Source organism: Myroides sp. LJL116 (genome assembly GCF_054871685.1).
The window spans coordinates 99,805-116,647 of sequence record NZ_JBTXLR010000009.1; the positions used below are offsets into that span (position 1 = coordinate 99,805).

Consider the following 16,843-nt stretch of genomic DNA (forward strand, 5'->3'; position numbering starts at 1 on the left):
TTTACTATTTTAAAAATTTATTGAAAGTGTTTAATTTTTCTTCAACCGAATTATTATCATTAGAAACATTCTGTAATAAATCAGCCGTTTTCTCTTTTCTTGTATTAACTTTTCTACGTACTATAGAAGAAAGCACCATAAGTTGATTGGCAATTTCCGTATCATTATTATGATTAATCTCTTGTAATTGTCTTACTTCCTCTCTAATTTTATATGCTTCCTCCATTTTTTGCAGGTAATTTTTCGCTGAATCTACAATTCCAATAACCTGATTATAATCAAAGATTGTATTTTCCACTACTTTATCAATGAACTTCATCTTGAGATCACCATAACTATATTTTTCAAGTTCAAGTTCAGAAGATAAGGAATGTAAAAGAGAACTAATTTCCTCTTTATCTAGTTCTTTATTTTGTTTTACAGCAGCATCACTAAAGTCTTCTATTAATTCATTTATCGTTGGTAATGATTCTAATCTTGAAACAAGTGAATTAATGTGCGTAAAAATATTTTCAGTATTCTCCCCAGAAATAGTAACACTAGATGTTAAGGTAAAATTAGCTGTACTTTGAAGACTTAAACCTAAGGTTTCTATAGATTCAAAAAAGTTTTCAGGATTGAGCAGTTCTTTTTGAATAGAGGTTTCTAAAACTAATCTTGAAGTAGTAGCCAAATTGCTTAATAACTCAACTTTAGAGTCAAAAAGACCTCTCTTATCAATTTTAGAAAGTATATCCTTTACCTCTGTGTCAATTAATTTTAACCTTTCTTTTATAGATTTACACCTATTTGTATCCTCTTGCAATTGTATAGTAACTTTTTGATATAGGTTAAAATGTCTATCTAAATCTTTTTCTAGCTTGTTAAATTCTTTCTCTATTGGTATAAATGCTTTTTCCCATATCTCAAAGTACGAAGGATAATAAAGGTGACAAAATCCAAGTGTAAAGATCGCTAATACAATAGAAGGCTCCTCTGGTTTTTGTGTTAATGCAAAATCATAATGTACTTTATAGGAATCTCTATTAAGTTCTGCTTCATCCTTATTCCATTTAAGTTCCTCACAGATATTTTGCTTATCTTTTATAACTAAATCTAATGTTCTATTCTCCTGCAACAGAACTTTCCTCTCATTCAAAAGCTCAATGATACTTTTATTTGATAGAATTTCAGCGAATGAAAACTCATCTCTTAAGATAGAAAAGAATAGATTATTAAACTTATGTGTAATTGGAATAAAAGTATTTTTAACTGTATCGAAAAGCTCTATTAACCTAAAAATATCGGATTGTAATTTTGATTTATCTTCAGTAAATGAAAGTTTCAAATACTCTATTTCTTTTTTAAGATTTTCAACAACAACTTTAGATTCAGCTCTACTGTCTATAACACCTTTTATTACTCCATAAGCGATTTCAGCTCCTCCGGTAATAAGATCGGTCTTTAATTTATTTGCATTATAGCTCTTCTTGCCTATTTTGTTACTAATCTGGTCGAAATGCTTATTGAATATATTTCCAACATTATCTTCTAGATTCTCTTCGACAAATTTATAAAAAGTTGAACAATGCTCTTTAATTTTAAGAAAACCCAGGTCTAAATTTGATTTAATTTCAGCATACTCAAGCCATCTTACCTCGGCAAAATCAAATAATTTAATTATTTCATTTTTTTGAATACTAGATACACCATAAATTTTTACTATATAAAAGAAGTCTTCTCGGAAATACTTTAAATTATCTCTTAGCTCACTAAAATCATTAAATAGCCGCTGCACTTCATATTTCATTGCTTCATAAGTATTTATTAACTCTAAATAAGAATTATAAACATCCTCAGCATTTTTATAAATAGCTTCAACCTTGGAACTTCCTGTTACTGAAATAACATATTCTTCTTTTATAGAACTTATTTTTGTATTTAATTCCTCAACTACATTGTTAAATATTTGGATTGACAAAGAAGGTGTTTTCTCTATTAGCTCCTCAAATTTTTGAGAAATCTCTATATTTTGCTCTTCTATAAACTCTATATCTAGAGACATTGGCATTAAATCTACAGACCTTTCATCTATAATTAATTGATTATCGACGAGTGTTTTCACCATGAAATTGCTAAGTAACTCTTTTTGAGAGTTAGAGGCAAAATTCTGATAATAATCTTTAATGACATCATCAAAAAATAAATCTATTTTCACTTGTTCAATCAAAGGAATATTTCGATTGATGAATTCAATTAAAGCAGTTCTGGAGAAATAAACTTCTTTCCCTTTTAAGTTGTCAAGATAGGTTCCTATCAGAGGATAATATTTTTTACCGTTTGTTTTCATACCTTTTAACTATTTACCTTAATAATCTATTTATCGCAGATTTTATAAAGAAAACTGCGATAAGCTGATAAACTATACTAAAAAATGCTATAAATATATTTGTTCTTCGCCAAGTAACTAAGAAGGTCCATAACCAAAGAATCAAAGCTGTACAAATAAAAACAAGCGAAGATCCATCATCATAATCACTTGAAGCTAAAGTTAAAAACACACAAGCAAATGATAACAACCCTCTAATGATCATACCTATACTAAAAATATTATAATCATATTTTTCTAATGCAAATGACCATAAATAATAGCCAACAAAACCAAATGCGATTATACAAATCACAATACCAATTATCACTAACGCTGTCATAAAAATAAAATACTAGTATTCAAAACTATATATATCCAAGATTTAATGTTTATCACTGTTTTTGCTAACATCTACCTACCACTTAATCTCATAATTAATTACTGAGTTTAATCAGCAGCATTGTAGATCGGTATTCTGTGTTTATCCGCTGCATTAAAAAGCATTTCTTACAATTATGACATTGTAGAATTCTATTTTTTATACCTTTCACAAAAAAATCCGTTACATAGTTATATTATGTTTGTTATATCAACTAAATCTTACTACAAAGCTATTTCTTATTGTAACATTAATAGATGTTTTTTTATTGAATGACTACTTTTATTCAGTGAATGCCTGTTTTAAGCATAAAAAACTTAATTCCATAAAGGCAAAAAACACTATTCATTCAAAATATTAACTTTAAACTATACTAGACGTATTAAATATTTCTTAAATTAGCCTGTCTCTACTTTCGATAATAGATAATTAAAAAATAGAGACATATCTAAGCATTAGAATAAATCATATTTTAAAGAATTAATTCTTAATCGTCCTAGAACTTATGAACTTCATTCTAATGTTATTATTTAAAGAGTAATCTATCTATACTTCGTGTTTTTTCTATAGCTAAAGCAAACATTTTTCCCTAATTGCGAAATACAATCTAAAAGGTATACCTATACATAGCTGCTAAGTAGTCTATCTTAAGTCCTTATAAGACTAGACTAGAAGAATTTAAGATATTTAAAACTTTATGGGTATTATTTCCCTAGGCTTATGTAGCCTTTAAAAATATTTTCTGAGGCACTCCATTCCTTTTTCCTCCTCTTTTAAAGAAAAAGGAATCGTATAACTGAAAAGAAAAATAGTTATTTGGAATTGACGGGACAACTCACTTAGAAAGGGTATAAAGAATTCCCTCTCATGAGCGATATGCCATTATAAACTTGATAATAAAGTCTTAATTAAACTATATAGAATAATTTGACGCTCCAATAAAATTTGGTAATTTACTGTGAATAGATCTAGCTTACTTTTGAGAATAATTCATTCGAAATAGGTAATTCTTCTTCACTAATACAATTAGAATCTATGACTGCTGTGATTTATTATCTTTAGAAAATATAGCCTTACGTAAACTGTCTGGACATACTGGTAAAAATGTCTGACTTTTTTGGGCGTGTCTAAAATACATACTTATTATATTCAACTATTTTTCACTGATAAACTTAAAAGTATATATAATTTTAAACTACGTTTTGCAGTTTACAAAGAAAAACCATACTGTCACAACTTTCTTTACTAATATCCAAAACTTCGGTAGTAAATTTGGCCAAAATCAATTGACTATGAAAATAAAATAAGTTTTATCCTATAAACTAACTTTTTAATTATAATACGTCAAAGGATTTTTAAATACGTTGATTTTGTAAAGTATTGAAATAAACTAATTGACAAGTGCAATTTTACAGTCCCCACTATTAAGTTTGTACTATCAACGGCTCCTAAACAAACACACTAAGTTTATATACTTTAAGATAACTTCTTCCTTCCTATAATCACAAAAAAAACTTGTTCACGTAGTCTCTTCCTATGTAAAATATAAAAAGTGACCTACTAAAATCTCTAATGTGATCAAGATCTTTTTTTATTCCCAAACAAACCAATACCAAAAAGAGGAAAAGTCATCATAGACTTGCATTCTTAATTCTAAGAAGCAAAATATTTACAGGCAAATCTAAATTACAATATACTTTTCCATCTCTGGAAATATATCATTCCAAGTCTTAATATCTTTATACTCTCTTGAATATTCATTTAATGCACAAAATACTGCTTGTTCAAATAACTTAAATGGGATCATTTTATCATTATTATCTTTGGTATCATCTGAGTCTAGATCACAAATAACAATAGCATTTTTAACTTTTTTATCATTATATTTTGCACTAGGATCTATTAATCTTAAAAACCGTAAGATATCTATCTTTTTTAATACAAATGATATCTTTTGAATATCAAAATCTAATCTATCATTGTTTTGCATATAGTAATGAGTAGCTGTACGTATAGTACTAATCTTACCTAATGTTGTACTTAATTCCCCTGCATTAAGATCCCTTAACTCATCAGGATAAAAAACTAATAGCTTTATTATTTCACTTATTTGATCCATTGATAAGAAATAAGTGCCTAGTAAAGTATCCGCATTATGCGTAGAATTCTTAATTAACTTTATTAATGTTTCTTTCGAAATACCAAATTCATCCTTACTTAAACTAGCCTTATCCACTAATTTATGCTTTTTATCATGAAATAATTTAGTTAAAAATGTTTCGTCATTAAATATAACTCCTTGTACTTTTAAAAGGATCTTCTCCCGATTTACAACTTCTATTAGGGCTAAAATAAAAACACACTCATATTTAACTTCTTCTGAATCATTTTCTAATAAAGACGTTAAACATAAATTTAGCTGATGGCCGAAATCTATTTTACCATTTAACACACTATTTGTAAAGAAAGATTCTATAAATAGATAAAAAATCTCAAACAAACTGTTTAAGAATCTACTCTTCCCTAATCTATTTAGAATTTGAATTATATCAGAAGAATCCCCTAATACATAGTTTATGTACTTATTAAATTCAAACACAAACTTTTCTTTTAATTCAACATCTTCAACCTCTTGGTTAAAATACTCTAAAGCAACTATCTTTGTGTTTTCTATTGTAAAGATTAATAAATTTGAAATCTCTTTAATTTTTTCCTCACTAAATTCCTTAGGCAGATACTTGAGTATATCCTTGTTAAATTTATTGTACATATTTTCTACAGATTAAAGTAGAGCTACCATAATTTTTAATAAGGGTAGCTCTATTTGTGTGCTAAATAAACCTATTCGCCTTGATATAGATCGTTGTTTGGATTTAATTGATTCGAATGATTATCATTAGCTTGCTGATAAGTATCATTCGTCCCAGAAGTTCCATGATTAGCATTGCTAATATCCGCATTGTGATTTCTTCCCATAATAGAAAAACGTTTTAAAATTAATATTGGATAAAATTAAACGATAGAAAATTGGAAAAGTCGATATTTTCGTCACTTTTAAAAATAATAAATAAAAACCTCGTTTACAAACAGCTAAAATAATTTTTCACTATCATGTATCTTTAATTCTTAGTATTAGTGATAAAGGGCTATAATATTATAATAGAAGCTGTTTATTCACCTTTACGGAGTTCAACACTTGTAGACCACTATGTAAATCTCTCAATACCTAGTGAGGGAGTTATTACGTAAAATATGTTCTTCTTAAGATTTAAAACATAATTAACATTAGGGTGACTAGATATAGAATTACAACCTTAATTATCATTAGAATTCAAATAAATATTCTAGTAGAATTGATCAAGTGGCTATCTATACACTTTAGAAAGGAATTCTTATACAATGAACACTAGATATTATATAAAGCATCTTTAGTTAAATCAAAGAAGGTGGGGCTATGTTACAACTTTTGAATAGTATAATAAATTTCAAATTAACTAAAGCCAAAATTAGTCAAATGAAAAAATAAAAAAAGCTGTTCCACCTTTAAAGTGAAACAGCTTTTTTAAATTTATCTTTATGGATTGTTATATCCTTATATACAATTTACAGGTACCTTTTGAAGCAATTCTGCAGCACCTTGATCTAGTACAAACTCTACGTGATCAAATCCCTTTAAATAGGTCGCTGGAACTTCCGAGGAAATATTCCCTTCTAAAGTCTTTTTCATAATTTCTGCTTTTCTAGCACTAAGAGCTAATAGGATAATTTCTTTAGCTTCTGTGATAGTTTTAATCCCCATCGTAATAGCATGGGTAGGTACATTATCTAAACCGTTAAAGTCATTGATAGCATCTCTACGTGTTAAATCATTTAAAGTAACTAAACGCGTTGGTGAATCTACTAAAGAACCTGGTTCGTTAAAACCAATATGTCCAGTTCTACCAATTCCTAATAACTGCATGTCTAATCCTCCTAACTCAGCAATCTTCTTATCGTAAATTAAGCAGTAGTCTTTAATAGCGTCATAACTTAAAGTACCATCAGGGATATGAATATTATTTTTATCTATGTCAATATGATTGAATAAATTATTCTTCATAAAATTGACATAGCTTAACTCCTCTACTGGCTGCATAGGATAATATTCATCTAAATTAAAAGTAACTACGTTTTTAAAACTTAGTCCTTCATTTTTATGTAAGCGTATTAATTCTTGGTAAACTCCTTTTGGGGTAGCACCTGTGGCTAAACCTAAAACAGCAGCTTCTCCTAGTTGTTGTTTGTTTTCAATTATTGTAGCAATTCTACCTGCTACATAAACAGAAGCTGTTAAATCATCTGAATAGACTTTAATAGCCTCTTCATTTAAAGCTCTGGATGGATTATAAATATTTTTCATCTACATTAAATAGTGTGAAACAATTAATTCTTAAACACAGTAAATCTCTATACTGCGGCACATAGCTGATTTAACTTAAAAGCTACTACCACCGAATATTATATATCCGTTTTACAAGGCGTTAGTAAGAAGTAACTTTCATTCAACAATATCATAGCAAATATGTGAACCCCAAAAGTACATAAATATTCGCACATAACACCATAAACCTTGTAAAAGTGCACTTTTTAAAAGGCAAGTAAACTCTTGTAACCTTAAAAGATCTTTAATAAAAGAAATTTTTTGTTAATGCAAAAAAGAAACTTTACCTTCTTTAAATTTAGCTTATATCAACAATAATTAACACAAGCAATTTGCATGCCAGTAAAATATGCAAAATTAATTTTAAGTGAATTGGCCATGATTTCGAAACATCTCGATAACTATCCTTTAGAATCTACTAAACAATCTATAAATAATTCTATTAAAATAAAAAAGTCTTGTAAGTGGAAAAACTCCCAAGACTTTCACTAAAACGTATTACTTAAAGAACCCTATAATTGCAGTTTTGATTCTCTCTCTATCTTCCTCTCTAAGATTTGACCCAGAAGGCAGACACAATCCGATATTAAACAGGGTTTCTGCATTTTTACCACCATAGTAAGCAGCATTCTGAAAAACTGGCTGCATATGCATAGGTTTCCATAATGGACGAGACTCTATATTGTTTTCCAATAAAGCCAATCTTAAATCTTCTCGATTTTTCCCAGTAATAGATTCATCAATTGTTATACAGCTTAACCAATGATTTGAAAAATAATCTTCATTTGGCTCGATAAAAACTGTTACTCCTTCAATAGACTCAAATAACTCTTGGTAAAATTTATTATTATCTCTTCTTTGTTGAATTCTTTCAGACAAAACCTCCATTTGTCCTCTACCAATTCCAGCACAAATATTACTCATTCTATAATTATACCCAATATGTGAATGTTGATAGTGTGGAGCATCATCGCGCGCTTGTGTAGATAAGAAAACAGTATGGTCTTTTTGTTCTTTAGTGTTACAAACTAATGCACCACCACCAGAAGTTGTAATAATTTTATTTCCATTGAAACTTAAAGCAGCCATTTGTCCAAAAGTTCCACAAGATTTCCCTTTATAAGTACTCCCAAGTCCTTCTGCTGCATCCTCAAGCACAGGAATACCATATCTATTAGCCACTTCCATAATCTCTTGCATCTTAGCAGGCATACCATAAAGATGAACTGGAATAATAGCTTTTGGCAACTTACCTGTCTTAGCTTTTCGATCAATAATAGCCTCTTCTAAAGCTTTTGGACACATATTCCATGTTTCCATCTCACTATCAATAAAAACTGGAACAGCACCTAAATAAGCGATAGGATTCGCAGATGCAGAAAAAGTCATAGTTTGACAAATTACATCATCTCCTGGTTTGACTCCTAAATTTATAAGTCCTACATGTAATGCAGCAGTACCAGAGCTTAAAGCAGCTACATGTACATTAGAATCTAGAAAAACTTTTATATCTTCTTCAAATCCATTAACATTAGGACCTAAAGGAGCAACCCAATTTTGATCAAAAGCCTCGTTAACGAACTTTTGTTCCTTTCCTCCCATATGAGGGGAAGATAACCATATTTTAGAGCTCATATTATATTATAATTTTTTTTTAAACTAACTTGCCAAATGTAAGGATTTCCTTAACATAAGACTAAAAATAAAACACACATTTCAAACCTAAAATAATGAAGAACAAGGTTACATTAATAATATTTTTTATATTTTTTTCATTTATTCTAAAAGCACAAGAAAAAAAACTTCTTGGTGCAACTTCTAGATTCAATATAACTCCTCCTGAAGTGGTACACACTCAGACTAACACCCTAAATGACTCTTTATATATAAAAACAATTTTACTCAATGATGGCTTTACAAAATTAGCTTTAATTACAATTGATACACAAGGCATTCCACAATTTATAGTAGAGCATATAAATAATGAAATTATAGAAAATGAAACCATAAAGGACTACAAAACCATCATTTCGGCTACGCATACACATTCAGGAATCATTATTCACGGGTCTCCTATACAATTTGGCAATAAGAAACTAACTTCTTATCAACAGCTAATTGTAAATGGAGTAGTAAGAAGTATAGTAAATGCAAATTCTGCACTAGAACCAATCGAAATAGGTTGGGGAAAATTTGATAAAAAAGAACATGTTTTCAATAGAAGGTGGTATATGAAAACTACACAAATAAATCCTTTCGGAATAAAGGAACAAGTTAAAATGAATCCAGGTTTCCAAAATAAAGATATTTTAAAACCAGCTGGCCCTACAGATCCGACTGTAACATTTTTAGCTATTAGATTAAAAAAGACTGGACTTCCCTTGGCTATATATTCTAATTATTCTCTACATTATGTGGGAGGAACAGCTCCTAAAAATATCTCTGCTGATTATTATGGCTTCTTTGATTCATATGTAAATCAATTACTTAACAATGGTCACTCTAATCCTAATTTCAATGCTTTAATGTCTAATGGTACTTCGGGAGACATCAATAATAACAACTATAATTTAGCTTCTCCAAGCCTACCATACTACCAAAAAATGAAGGAACTAGCTCTAGATATAGCTAAATCACTAGAACACAAATATTCTACAATTAAATTCTACGACAAAATAAATTTAAACTATCAAGAGGAATACTTGACTCTAAAAATTAGAAGATCCAATCAGGAACTAAAAGAAAAAATGCTTTTGATAGAAAACAATGACAAAAAAAATATACTTTTTCATCAACAAGAAAAAAACTATGTCACAAGATTAAAAGCATTAGAGCGAGACTATCCCACTGAAATATCCATTCCATTACAAGTAGTAACAATAGGTAAACTACAATTCTCAACGATTCCATTTGAAGTTTTTGCGGAAACTGGTCTTGAATTAAAGTCTAGGATAAAATCAAAGTATTATTTTACTGTAGGATTAGCAAATGGACATTGGGGATACCTACCTACACCAGCTCAACATGAAAAAGGTGGTTATGAAACTTGGATTACAGTAAGTAGAGTTGAAGAAAATTCTTCGGATAAAATAGTCGAAAAAATAATAGAACTTTCGAAGAAAAAATAATTAATAAAGTATCCTAATTTAATATACGATGGAGTGAAATATCCAGATCTACACCTCTGATATAGAAATTTATGGACCTAGAAGATACTTTATGATTTACCCCTACAATCCAGAGTATTTTTAAGTTTTTAAAGTATAATGTTTTAGGCTGCTTTTTTCCTGCTTAAAATCCAGTGTTTATCCATTTCACATTTCTCCATTAGAGTGATTTTTCCAAGCAAGCCATGTAGTCTTTTGTTATTATAAAACACTACATAGTTCTTTAATATCTGTTCTATTTATCCAAAAGTAAAGTATTCGAACTTGGTGAAAACTTCTCTCCTTAAAGAACCATGGTAGGCTTCTATATGAGCGTTTTCCTCTGGTATTACTAAGTATGTAAACTCCTGTGATACACCTACTAAAGAAAGATATTCTCTTACATTTTTTACAATACATTGACCTCCATTATTCGTTCTAATTACCACTTTTCATGGTAATCTAACTCTTCAAAAAGCACTGATAGTAGTTCTATAACCTGTTTTTGTTTAATATTAAAGCTGAAGTAGTCTTTTAATATTCTACGACTGTGTACGTCAATTACAGAAAGTAAGTACGCATTTTTCCCTTTTTGTGGTATCCATACCATTTTAATATCCATTTCGATGCATTCTAAAGGTCTTGTGGTCTTTACTTTACGATGCTGAACATACTTCTTATCTGAGTGATCTCTAGCTATACGAGTTTGTAAAAGCTTAGCAGCTTTCATGATACGATATACTTTTTTATGATTAATAGTGTATCCATCACGTTTAAGATACTCGCTCATTATGCGGTAACCACAATCCATAAAATCGTCCTCTAAAAGCTCTTTAATTGACTCTACAACAGTTTATTCATTAACCCATCCATGGGTTTTATGATAGGTTAATAAAGTAGCTTTATTACCTTTAGGTTTGCCAGAACCTTTGAAATAGTACGTGCTTTCACTTAAGCCAACCCAAAGTATTAGTTTAGCTCTACTAACTTGGTATTTAGCATAAAAGCTGTCTACCAGATCTTTTTTGGATCCGATGTCTCAAACTTTTTTTTTAGTAGTTCACGTTGAACTTCTAACTCTATTTCTTTATCACTTAGTAGCTTACGAAGATTCTTATTCTCTTCTTCTGCTTTTTTAAGTTCTTTTGATTTATCAGATACAGCAGGCTTTAATCCCAATTCTCGCTGAGAATCGAATTTCTTCTTCCATGAGTAGAAAGTACCTGTACTTAAACTGTGTTTACGACAAGTTTCTATTGCCCCGTATTCTTCTGCTTCCTGTAAAATTGATAGCTTTTCCGATAAGCTCCATTTCTTATATTTCACAAGTCCAAAGTTATGTAATTAATTTATTAATTTCACTCCAGCTTATTTAGGGGCTAATATATTTTGGAGCATTTTTCAAAAGTAAAAAACAAATAGAAAATTATGTATTTAACTTGCGTTTAGTAACTGTAACTTCAAATGGAGAGAATAGCGTAAGAGAGTTAACAAGGCAAGAAAAAATAAGAGAATCAAACCTACAATTTTGGTTCAAGCTTTACGAAGTTTATGGCGAACAAGGCCTACAAGATATTTCCAAAAGTAGCTTTATGGCAAAAGAAAAACAAGCACCATTCAAGAGTATCAAAAAAGTGGATTATCTTTGATGTACACCTGCGTAAAGTATCGGATTTCAAGACCTTCTGTGTTATTTCAGTGGATTAGGAAATTTCGGAGTTATGGATTTAAAGGCTTGAAAGTTAATCGAGGTGCACATTTTAAAAAAGATAAAATAAGTACCAAGATGACTAAGAAAAGTAATATTCCAGGGATAAAAGAATCTATGAGCGAAGTAGAAAAGCTGAAAATAAAACTTGCATACTTATGCGCAGAAAATGATTATCTAAAAAAGTTGGAAGCCTTGACTCAAAGCAAGCAAGCCAAAAAGAAAAAGCCGTAATAATTACAGAGCTAAGGCGCATACATAAACTAGAGTATTTACTACACTTAGCTGGGCTATCTCGTAGTACTTATTATTATCACACCAAGAGTATAGATTTCTTAGATAAACATGCCGAACTAGGCAAGCATGTAACTCGTATGTTCAAAAAACATAGAAGTTTATATGGCGACAGAAGAGTTACTCTGCTTCTTAGAAAAGAACTTGAAACAGCTGTAAACTTTAAAGCAGTCGCTAAACTAATGAAACAATTAGGTCATAAAAACGTAATTAGAGTGAAGAAATACAAGTCCTTTAAAGGAGATGTAGGTAAAGCAGCAGACAATATACTAAAGCGTGATTTTAATGCCACAAAGCCTCATCAAAAGTGGGCTACTGATGTTACAGAGTTTAATGTTAAGGGTAATAAATTATACCTATCTCCAATAATAGACTTATTTAATGGAGAGATAATTAGTTATAATTTATCCACTACTCCAAACTATCACCAGATCCTTAATATACTTATAATAAAGCCTTTAAAAGAAGAAGAAAAGACAAGGCAGCTAATATTGAAACTATACTTCATTCGGATCAAGGATGGCAATATAGATTACAGAAGTACCTAGATAAATTAAATAAAGTTATGATTAGAATTGGAAACTGCCTAGATAATACTATAATCCAAAATTTTCTTCGAGTATTGAAATCAGAACTATTTTATCTAAAGAAATACAACTCCATACTGGAGTTGGCACAGGGAATTAAACAGTACCAAAAATACTATAATTGCGAGCGAATACGAATTAATTTAAATGGAATGAGCCCAGTAGAATACCGAGCTCATTCCATTTAAAAGATTGCAAAACTTGGTCCAACTTTTTGAGTTCAGTCCAAGACATCGCGCGATTTCTATTTAAAATATTATATACTTTTCTCCAGTTCTTTTGTACGTAATGTAACTAAATCAAAGTTTAAGTTTATTATTATATGATTAATTATTCCCCTTAAAAGCTTCCATAGTGGTGTTGGCCCCAGCATTTACATCACTACCTTTAAATACTTTTTTAACCGTTAATAATAAAATCTTTAAATCAAAAGTAAAACTAATATGGTCAACGTAATAAACATCTAGGTCAAATTTTTGTTGCCACGATATTGCATTTCTTCCATTCACTTGTGCCCATCCCGTAATTCCCGGTCTTACTTCATGACGTCTACTTTGAAAATCATTGTATAGTGGTAAATACTTTACTAAAAGTGGTCTTGGACCAACTAATGACATATCACCTTTTAAAACATTTAATAATTGAGGTAATTCATCCAATGAAGTAGCGCGGATAAATTGCCCTACTTTTGTTATTCTTTGAACATCTGGCAATAACTTACCGGCCCTATCTTTTTTATCATTCATGGTTTTAAACTTTACAACCTTGAATACTTTAGAGTGTAATCCTGGCCTATCTTGAAAAAAGAAAATTCCCGCGCCCTCATTAGCAAACTTTAGGAATATCATTATCACAATAAAAATAGGACTAAAGAAAATTATAGCTATTAAAGCAATTAAAAAATCTAAAAACCTTTTTATATAATTCTTATACATTATTCTAATTCTTTAATAATATCAACTACACTATACTCTGCGCTCCATCCAAGAGAATTGATAAGTTCTCCATTTATCATTGAAGAGGATTTAACTTCTTTGGAATCTCCTAATTTAACCTCGCCTATACCTTCAACATTATCTATTACTAAAGAGACATATTCTTTCATACTGATGTTATTACCAGCAACATTAATAATCCCAGGTAAAGTTGAAGTATCAATAGACTTTAAAACAAATGACAAAGCATTGATTACATCATTTATATGTATAATGTTGGTTTTGCTTTCAGGAAACTCAATCTCCACTTTAGTACCATTTTTAAAGTTCTCAACTATACGTCCGAAAAAACCTGACTGGCCAGAAATCTGTGGAATAATCACTCGAGGCAAGCGAAGTGAGATAACTTTAGATTCTGGAGAAAATTCTTTTATAGAGCTAAAAAGCCTTTCTATCATAACTTTTTGAAAAGCATAACTACTACAATACTGAATCGGAAAATTTTCACCCTTATTTTCATCTAGAGTTTGAGAGTATACTGATTGAGAAGAAATATTGATAACTTTTTCAATTTTTGCTTTTGCGATTTTATTGGAAATGTTTTGTAAATATAATAGTGCTTCATACTTTGATGAATCATCTTGGAATGCCAAAGCACTTACAAAGTTTATCAAAACATCACTTTGACAAAGAGCTTGTTCAAGATTAACATCATCTTGACAAATAAGTTTTACGTTAGAAATAGTTGAGAATAATTCTTTATATTTTGCTAAAGAACTTTCTCTCACTATCAGGTTAATCGACTTAAAATCACTACTTCGCTTGATTATAAACTCTTTACCAATATTACTACCTCCACCTAAAATAGTTATAGTCTCTAATTCCTTTCTATGTGAAATTTGCCTTGGTATAGTAGAGCAGGCAACTTGTCGAACACCAACCTTATTATATGCAAAATCATCTAATTTAGCTTCAAGCCCTAAGAAATTACGTGTTAAAAAATCCACTTCATTAAAGCCTAATAAAGCACGATTTCCAGTAATTCCAGTAAAACGCATATTCATTTCAAAGAAATACAATCCCTTAGGTGTAACCCTTCCTTGAATATTTACTGGACCTTTCACACCATGACTTTCTAAAATAGGCACAAACTTCATAATTTCATCTAAATATTCAAATTTAGAAGGATCAATAGGATCTACAAAAACAGGAACACCGTTCTTCAAAGAATTCTTTGATATAAAGATTCCGGAAAATTTAGATTTTGCGCTAAAAATCAACTGAATAGAGATTTCAGACATTTGTAGAAACTGTCCTTTTTGTACAGCATTTACGATGACATGGTAGTTACTATCACTCTCTTCAGGAAATAGGTAGGGCTGGATAATATCTTCTTCTTTTAACCCTCGTAAATCCTCTAGTGTGTTTATAATTGAAATACCCTGAGAAGCTGAACCACCAGAAGGCTTAACAATTGCGGGTAAAATACTGCTATTAGGATTTAATAAATAATCTCTAACGGATAGAGTAGGAACAATCTTACAACCTAATGGAGCAAAAAAGTCATACCAATTTTGTTTATCTCTACTAATGGCTATAATATTAGGTTCTGACACTAATACTTCTATCCCTGCATTTTTAAATTTATTATAATCGCGAGCGAAAATAACCAATTCATGATCATGCCCAGGAATTAATATATCCACTTTATTCTCTATACATAAATCGAGGATATGTTCTGAATAACCTTCTGAATATAATCCTGGTACTACGATAAATTCATCACAGTAACTATGAGCATAAACATTTGGATTTCCATCACAACCAATAATCTTAAATTCTCTTTTAAGATTTAAAGAATCGATAACAGATTGACCAACACCTGAACCGACACAAGTTACTAGAACTGTAATCATAATTTTATATTTTTATACAATGTACTTAATTGATTTCCTATAGCTTCTGGTGAATACTTTTCTTTTATACCAATAGAGATTGTCTTATTGTTATATTTATCAATATTTTTTATCATATAATTCATCGCATCCGCCATTTGTTCTTCATTGTTTACTTCAACTAATACCGCATTGGTATCATCAACAAAATCCTCTGGACCACCACACTTCGTCATTATCGCAGGTAAGCCAGCAGATAACGCCTCCATACACGCAGTTGCAAAATTTTCAGATAAAGAAGATAAAACGTAAACAGAACAAATAGACATTAACTCCATAATTTCCTTACGAGTTTTTCTCCCCTCTAAGAATACCTGTTCCTCTAATCCTAGGGAAACAATCAGTGACTCTAATTTACTTCGCTGTCCTCCTTCTCCAACAATGTGAAAATGTACATTATTTGGTAAATTAGCTTTCGCAAAAGAACGAATTGCAAAATCAAATCCCTTTATTTCAAATAATGAACCAACTGCAATAAATCTAAAAATGTTATCTTTCTCAACTGGAAAATACTCAAAAACGCTGTCAATTACACAACCAACAAATACAGAATCTATATTAAATTCTTTCTTTACTATATTTTGCAAAGGTGAAGAAACAGTAATTAATTGATCTAGAGCTGGGTATGCTTCTATTGCATCCTTTCTCACGCTACTTTTTATTCTTTTCCTTTTCAACTCACTCCAGTGCTCTGTACCAACAATCGAAATATTTGAAAACTTACCCTTTAAATAACTTGCAATTCGGATATTAGGTAAATAATGTCCATGTAGAATATCTACATTCCCTTCTTTCTCCACGATATGTTTAAATAACTTTTCCGAAAATTTGTTAACGAAAAAATTATTAATAAATCGAGGTAGGATCCGATAAGGTAATGGAAAGAAATAATTATACATTGTTATACCATCAACTATACTAGAAGTAATTCCGATCGGGCGCCAATAAAAACGGATACGTCTATCTACAGACATACTAATAACTTTATGGCCTTGACCTTGGATAGCCCTTGCTTGATCTAATTCAAAATTTCCCCACATTGGATCTTTAGAAGATGGTATTCCTCGTG

The 16,843-nt window shown here is 30.1% G+C and carries 16 protein-coding genes and 1 pseudogene; 5 read left to right on the forward strand and 12 right to left on the reverse strand.

The genetic code is table 11. The features are described from left to right. Positions 1–4 precede the first annotated feature (4 nt). The 6 genes from ACYSNM_RS08300 to ACYSNM_RS08325 all read right to left on the reverse strand — a co-directional run bounded on the left by ACYSNM_RS08300 (position 5) and on the right by ACYSNM_RS08325 (position 8,784). Entirely contained in the window at positions 5–2,329 is a 2,325-nt protein-coding gene (locus ACYSNM_RS08300; protein WP_461756474.1) for a hypothetical protein, read from the reverse strand. Between the two features lie 13 nt (positions 2,330–2,342). After that, complete coding sequence (locus ACYSNM_RS08305) at positions 2,343–2,690, reverse strand: hypothetical protein (RefSeq protein ID WP_461756475.1); 348 nt, start codon at positions 2,688–2,690, stop codon at positions 2,343–2,345. A gap of 1,720 nt (positions 2,691–4,410) precedes the next feature. Further along, positions 4,411–5,499 carry a hypothetical protein gene (locus ACYSNM_RS08310; RefSeq protein ID WP_461756476.1) on the reverse strand — a complete coding sequence of 363 codons (1,089 nt, stop codon included), beginning with the start codon at positions 5,497–5,499 and terminating at the stop codon, positions 4,411–4,413. Positions 5,500–5,570: 71 nt separating this feature from the next. Beyond that, entirely contained in the window at positions 5,571–5,705 is a 135-nt protein-coding gene (locus tag ACYSNM_RS08315) for a hypothetical protein (protein WP_461756477.1), read from the reverse strand. 616 nt (positions 5,706–6,321) lie between these two features. Then, positions 6,322–7,128 (reverse strand): 6-phosphogluconolactonase, encoded by an 807-nt coding sequence (locus ACYSNM_RS08320; protein ID WP_461756478.1) that lies wholly within the window; start codon positions 7,126–7,128, stop codon positions 6,322–6,324. A 519-nt stretch (positions 7,129–7,647) separates the two neighbouring features. Then, positions 7,648–8,784, reverse strand: a complete 1,137-nt coding sequence (locus ACYSNM_RS08325) for a DegT/DnrJ/EryC1/StrS family aminotransferase (RefSeq protein ID WP_461756479.1) — start codon at positions 8,782–8,784, stop codon at positions 7,648–7,650. A gap of 95 nt (positions 8,785–8,879) precedes the next feature. On the opposite strand from ACYSNM_RS08325, the gene ACYSNM_RS08330 reads away from it, so the two are divergent. Further along, positions 8,880–10,277 carry a neutral/alkaline non-lysosomal ceramidase N-terminal domain-containing protein gene (locus ACYSNM_RS08330; protein ID WP_461756480.1) on the forward strand — a complete coding sequence of 466 codons (1,398 nt, stop codon included), beginning with the start codon at positions 8,880–8,882 and terminating at the stop codon, positions 10,275–10,277. 278 nt (positions 10,278–10,555) lie between these two features. On the opposite strand, the gene ACYSNM_RS08335 is transcribed toward ACYSNM_RS08330, so the two are convergent. The 3 genes from ACYSNM_RS08335 to ACYSNM_RS08345 all read right to left on the reverse strand — a co-directional run bounded on the left by ACYSNM_RS08335 (position 10,556) and on the right by ACYSNM_RS08345 (position 11,621). Next, entirely contained in the window at positions 10,556–10,744 is a 189-nt protein-coding gene (locus tag ACYSNM_RS08335; RefSeq protein WP_461756481.1) for a hypothetical protein, read from the reverse strand. Further along, positions 10,738–11,085, reverse strand: a complete 348-nt coding sequence (locus tag ACYSNM_RS08340; RefSeq protein ID WP_461756482.1) for a hypothetical protein — start codon at positions 11,083–11,085, stop codon at positions 10,738–10,740. Before ACYSNM_RS08340 ends, ACYSNM_RS08335 begins: the two co-directional genes overlap by 7 nt. A gap of 221 nt (positions 11,086–11,306) precedes the next feature. After that, complete coding sequence (locus ACYSNM_RS08345; protein WP_461756483.1) at positions 11,307–11,621, reverse strand: transposase; 315 nt, start codon at positions 11,619–11,621, stop codon at positions 11,307–11,309. A 289-nt stretch (positions 11,622–11,910) separates the two neighbouring features. Between ACYSNM_RS08345 and ACYSNM_RS08350 the strand changes: the two are divergent. From ACYSNM_RS08350 to ACYSNM_RS08365, 4 genes and pseudogenes are all read left to right on the forward strand, one after another. Continuing rightward, a pseudogene (locus ACYSNM_RS08350) lies at positions 11,911–12,033 on the forward strand (helix-turn-helix domain-containing protein); the annotation flags it as partial. Positions 12,034–12,081: 48 nt separating this feature from the next. Further along, positions 12,082–12,237 carry a hypothetical protein gene (locus ACYSNM_RS08355; protein ID WP_461756484.1) on the forward strand — a complete coding sequence of 52 codons (156 nt, stop codon included), beginning with the start codon at positions 12,082–12,084 and terminating at the stop codon, positions 12,235–12,237. A gap of 92 nt (positions 12,238–12,329) precedes the next feature. Beyond that, entirely contained in the window at positions 12,330–12,845 is a 516-nt protein-coding gene (locus tag ACYSNM_RS08360) for an IS3 family transposase (protein WP_461756538.1), read from the forward strand. A gap of 17 nt (positions 12,846–12,862) precedes the next feature. Continuing rightward, positions 12,863–13,072: an IS3 family transposase gene (locus ACYSNM_RS08365; RefSeq protein WP_461756485.1), complete on the forward strand. Its 210-nt coding sequence runs from the start codon at positions 12,863–12,865 to the stop codon at positions 13,070–13,072. Between the two features lie 138 nt (positions 13,073–13,210). Here the strand turns inward: ACYSNM_RS08365 and ACYSNM_RS08370 are convergent, their stop codons facing one another. Genes ACYSNM_RS08370 through ACYSNM_RS08380 form a run of 3 tightly spaced genes read right to left on the reverse strand, consistent with a single transcriptional unit; the run spans position 13,211 to position 16,814 of the window. Next, positions 13,211–13,819, reverse strand: coding sequence for a sugar transferase (locus ACYSNM_RS08370; protein WP_461756486.1), 609 nt, complete (start codon positions 13,817–13,819; stop codon positions 13,211–13,213). After that, the gene (locus ACYSNM_RS08375) at positions 13,819–15,735 is read right to left on the reverse strand and encodes an NAD-dependent epimerase/dehydratase family protein (RefSeq protein ID WP_461756487.1); all 1,917 of its coding nucleotides are present in this window, start codon (positions 15,733–15,735) and stop codon (positions 13,819–13,821) included. The genes ACYSNM_RS08370 and ACYSNM_RS08375 overlap by 1 nt, the downstream gene beginning before the upstream one ends. Then, entirely contained in the window at positions 15,732–16,814 is a 1,083-nt protein-coding gene (locus ACYSNM_RS08380) for a glycosyltransferase family 4 protein (RefSeq protein WP_461756488.1), read from the reverse strand. Before ACYSNM_RS08380 ends, ACYSNM_RS08375 begins: the two co-directional genes overlap by 4 nt. Positions 16,815–16,843 lie beyond the last annotated feature (29 nt).

Excerpts from the sequence above, each read along its gene's own strand:
- ACYSNM_RS08300 (WP_461756474.1), bottom strand. The coding sequence starts at position 2,329 with ATGAAAACAAACGGTAAAAAATATTATCCTCTGATAGGAACCTATCTT.
- ACYSNM_RS08305 (WP_461756475.1), bottom strand. The coding sequence starts at position 2,690 with ATGACAGCGTTAGTGATAATTGGTATTGTGATTTGTATAATCGCATTT.
- ACYSNM_RS08310 (WP_461756476.1), bottom strand. The coding sequence starts at position 5,499 with ATGTACAATAAATTTAACAAGGATATACTCAAGTATCTGCCTAAGGAA.
- ACYSNM_RS08315 (WP_461756477.1), bottom strand. The coding sequence starts at position 5,705 with ATGGGAAGAAATCACAATGCGGATATTAGCAATGCTAATCATGGAACT.
- ACYSNM_RS08320 (WP_461756478.1), bottom strand. The coding sequence starts at position 7,128 with ATGAAAAATATTTATAATCCATCCAGAGCTTTAAATGAAGAGGCTATT.
- ACYSNM_RS08325 (WP_461756479.1), bottom strand. The coding sequence starts at position 8,784 with ATGAGCTCTAAAATATGGTTATCTTCCCCTCATATGGGAGGAAAGGAA.
- ACYSNM_RS08330 (WP_461756480.1), top strand. The coding sequence starts at position 8,880 with ATGAAGAACAAGGTTACATTAATAATATTTTTTATATTTTTTTCATTT.
- ACYSNM_RS08340 (WP_461756482.1), bottom strand. The coding sequence starts at position 11,085 with ATGAGCGAGTATCTTAAACGTGATGGATACACTATTAATCATAAAAAA.
- ACYSNM_RS08355 (WP_461756484.1), top strand. The coding sequence starts at position 12,082 with ATGACTAAGAAAAGTAATATTCCAGGGATAAAAGAATCTATGAGCGAA.
- ACYSNM_RS08365 (WP_461756485.1), top strand. The coding sequence starts at position 12,863 with ATGATTAGAATTGGAAACTGCCTAGATAATACTATAATCCAAAATTTT.
- ACYSNM_RS08370 (WP_461756486.1), bottom strand. The coding sequence starts at position 13,819 with ATGTATAAGAATTATATAAAAAGGTTTTTAGATTTTTTAATTGCTTTA.
- ACYSNM_RS08375 (WP_461756487.1), bottom strand. The coding sequence starts at position 15,735 with ATGATTACAGTTCTAGTAACTTGTGTCGGTTCAGGTGTTGGTCAATCT.
- ACYSNM_RS08380 (WP_461756488.1), bottom strand. The coding sequence starts at position 16,814 with ATGTGGGGAAATTTTGAATTAGATCAAGCAAGGGCTATCCAAGGTCAA.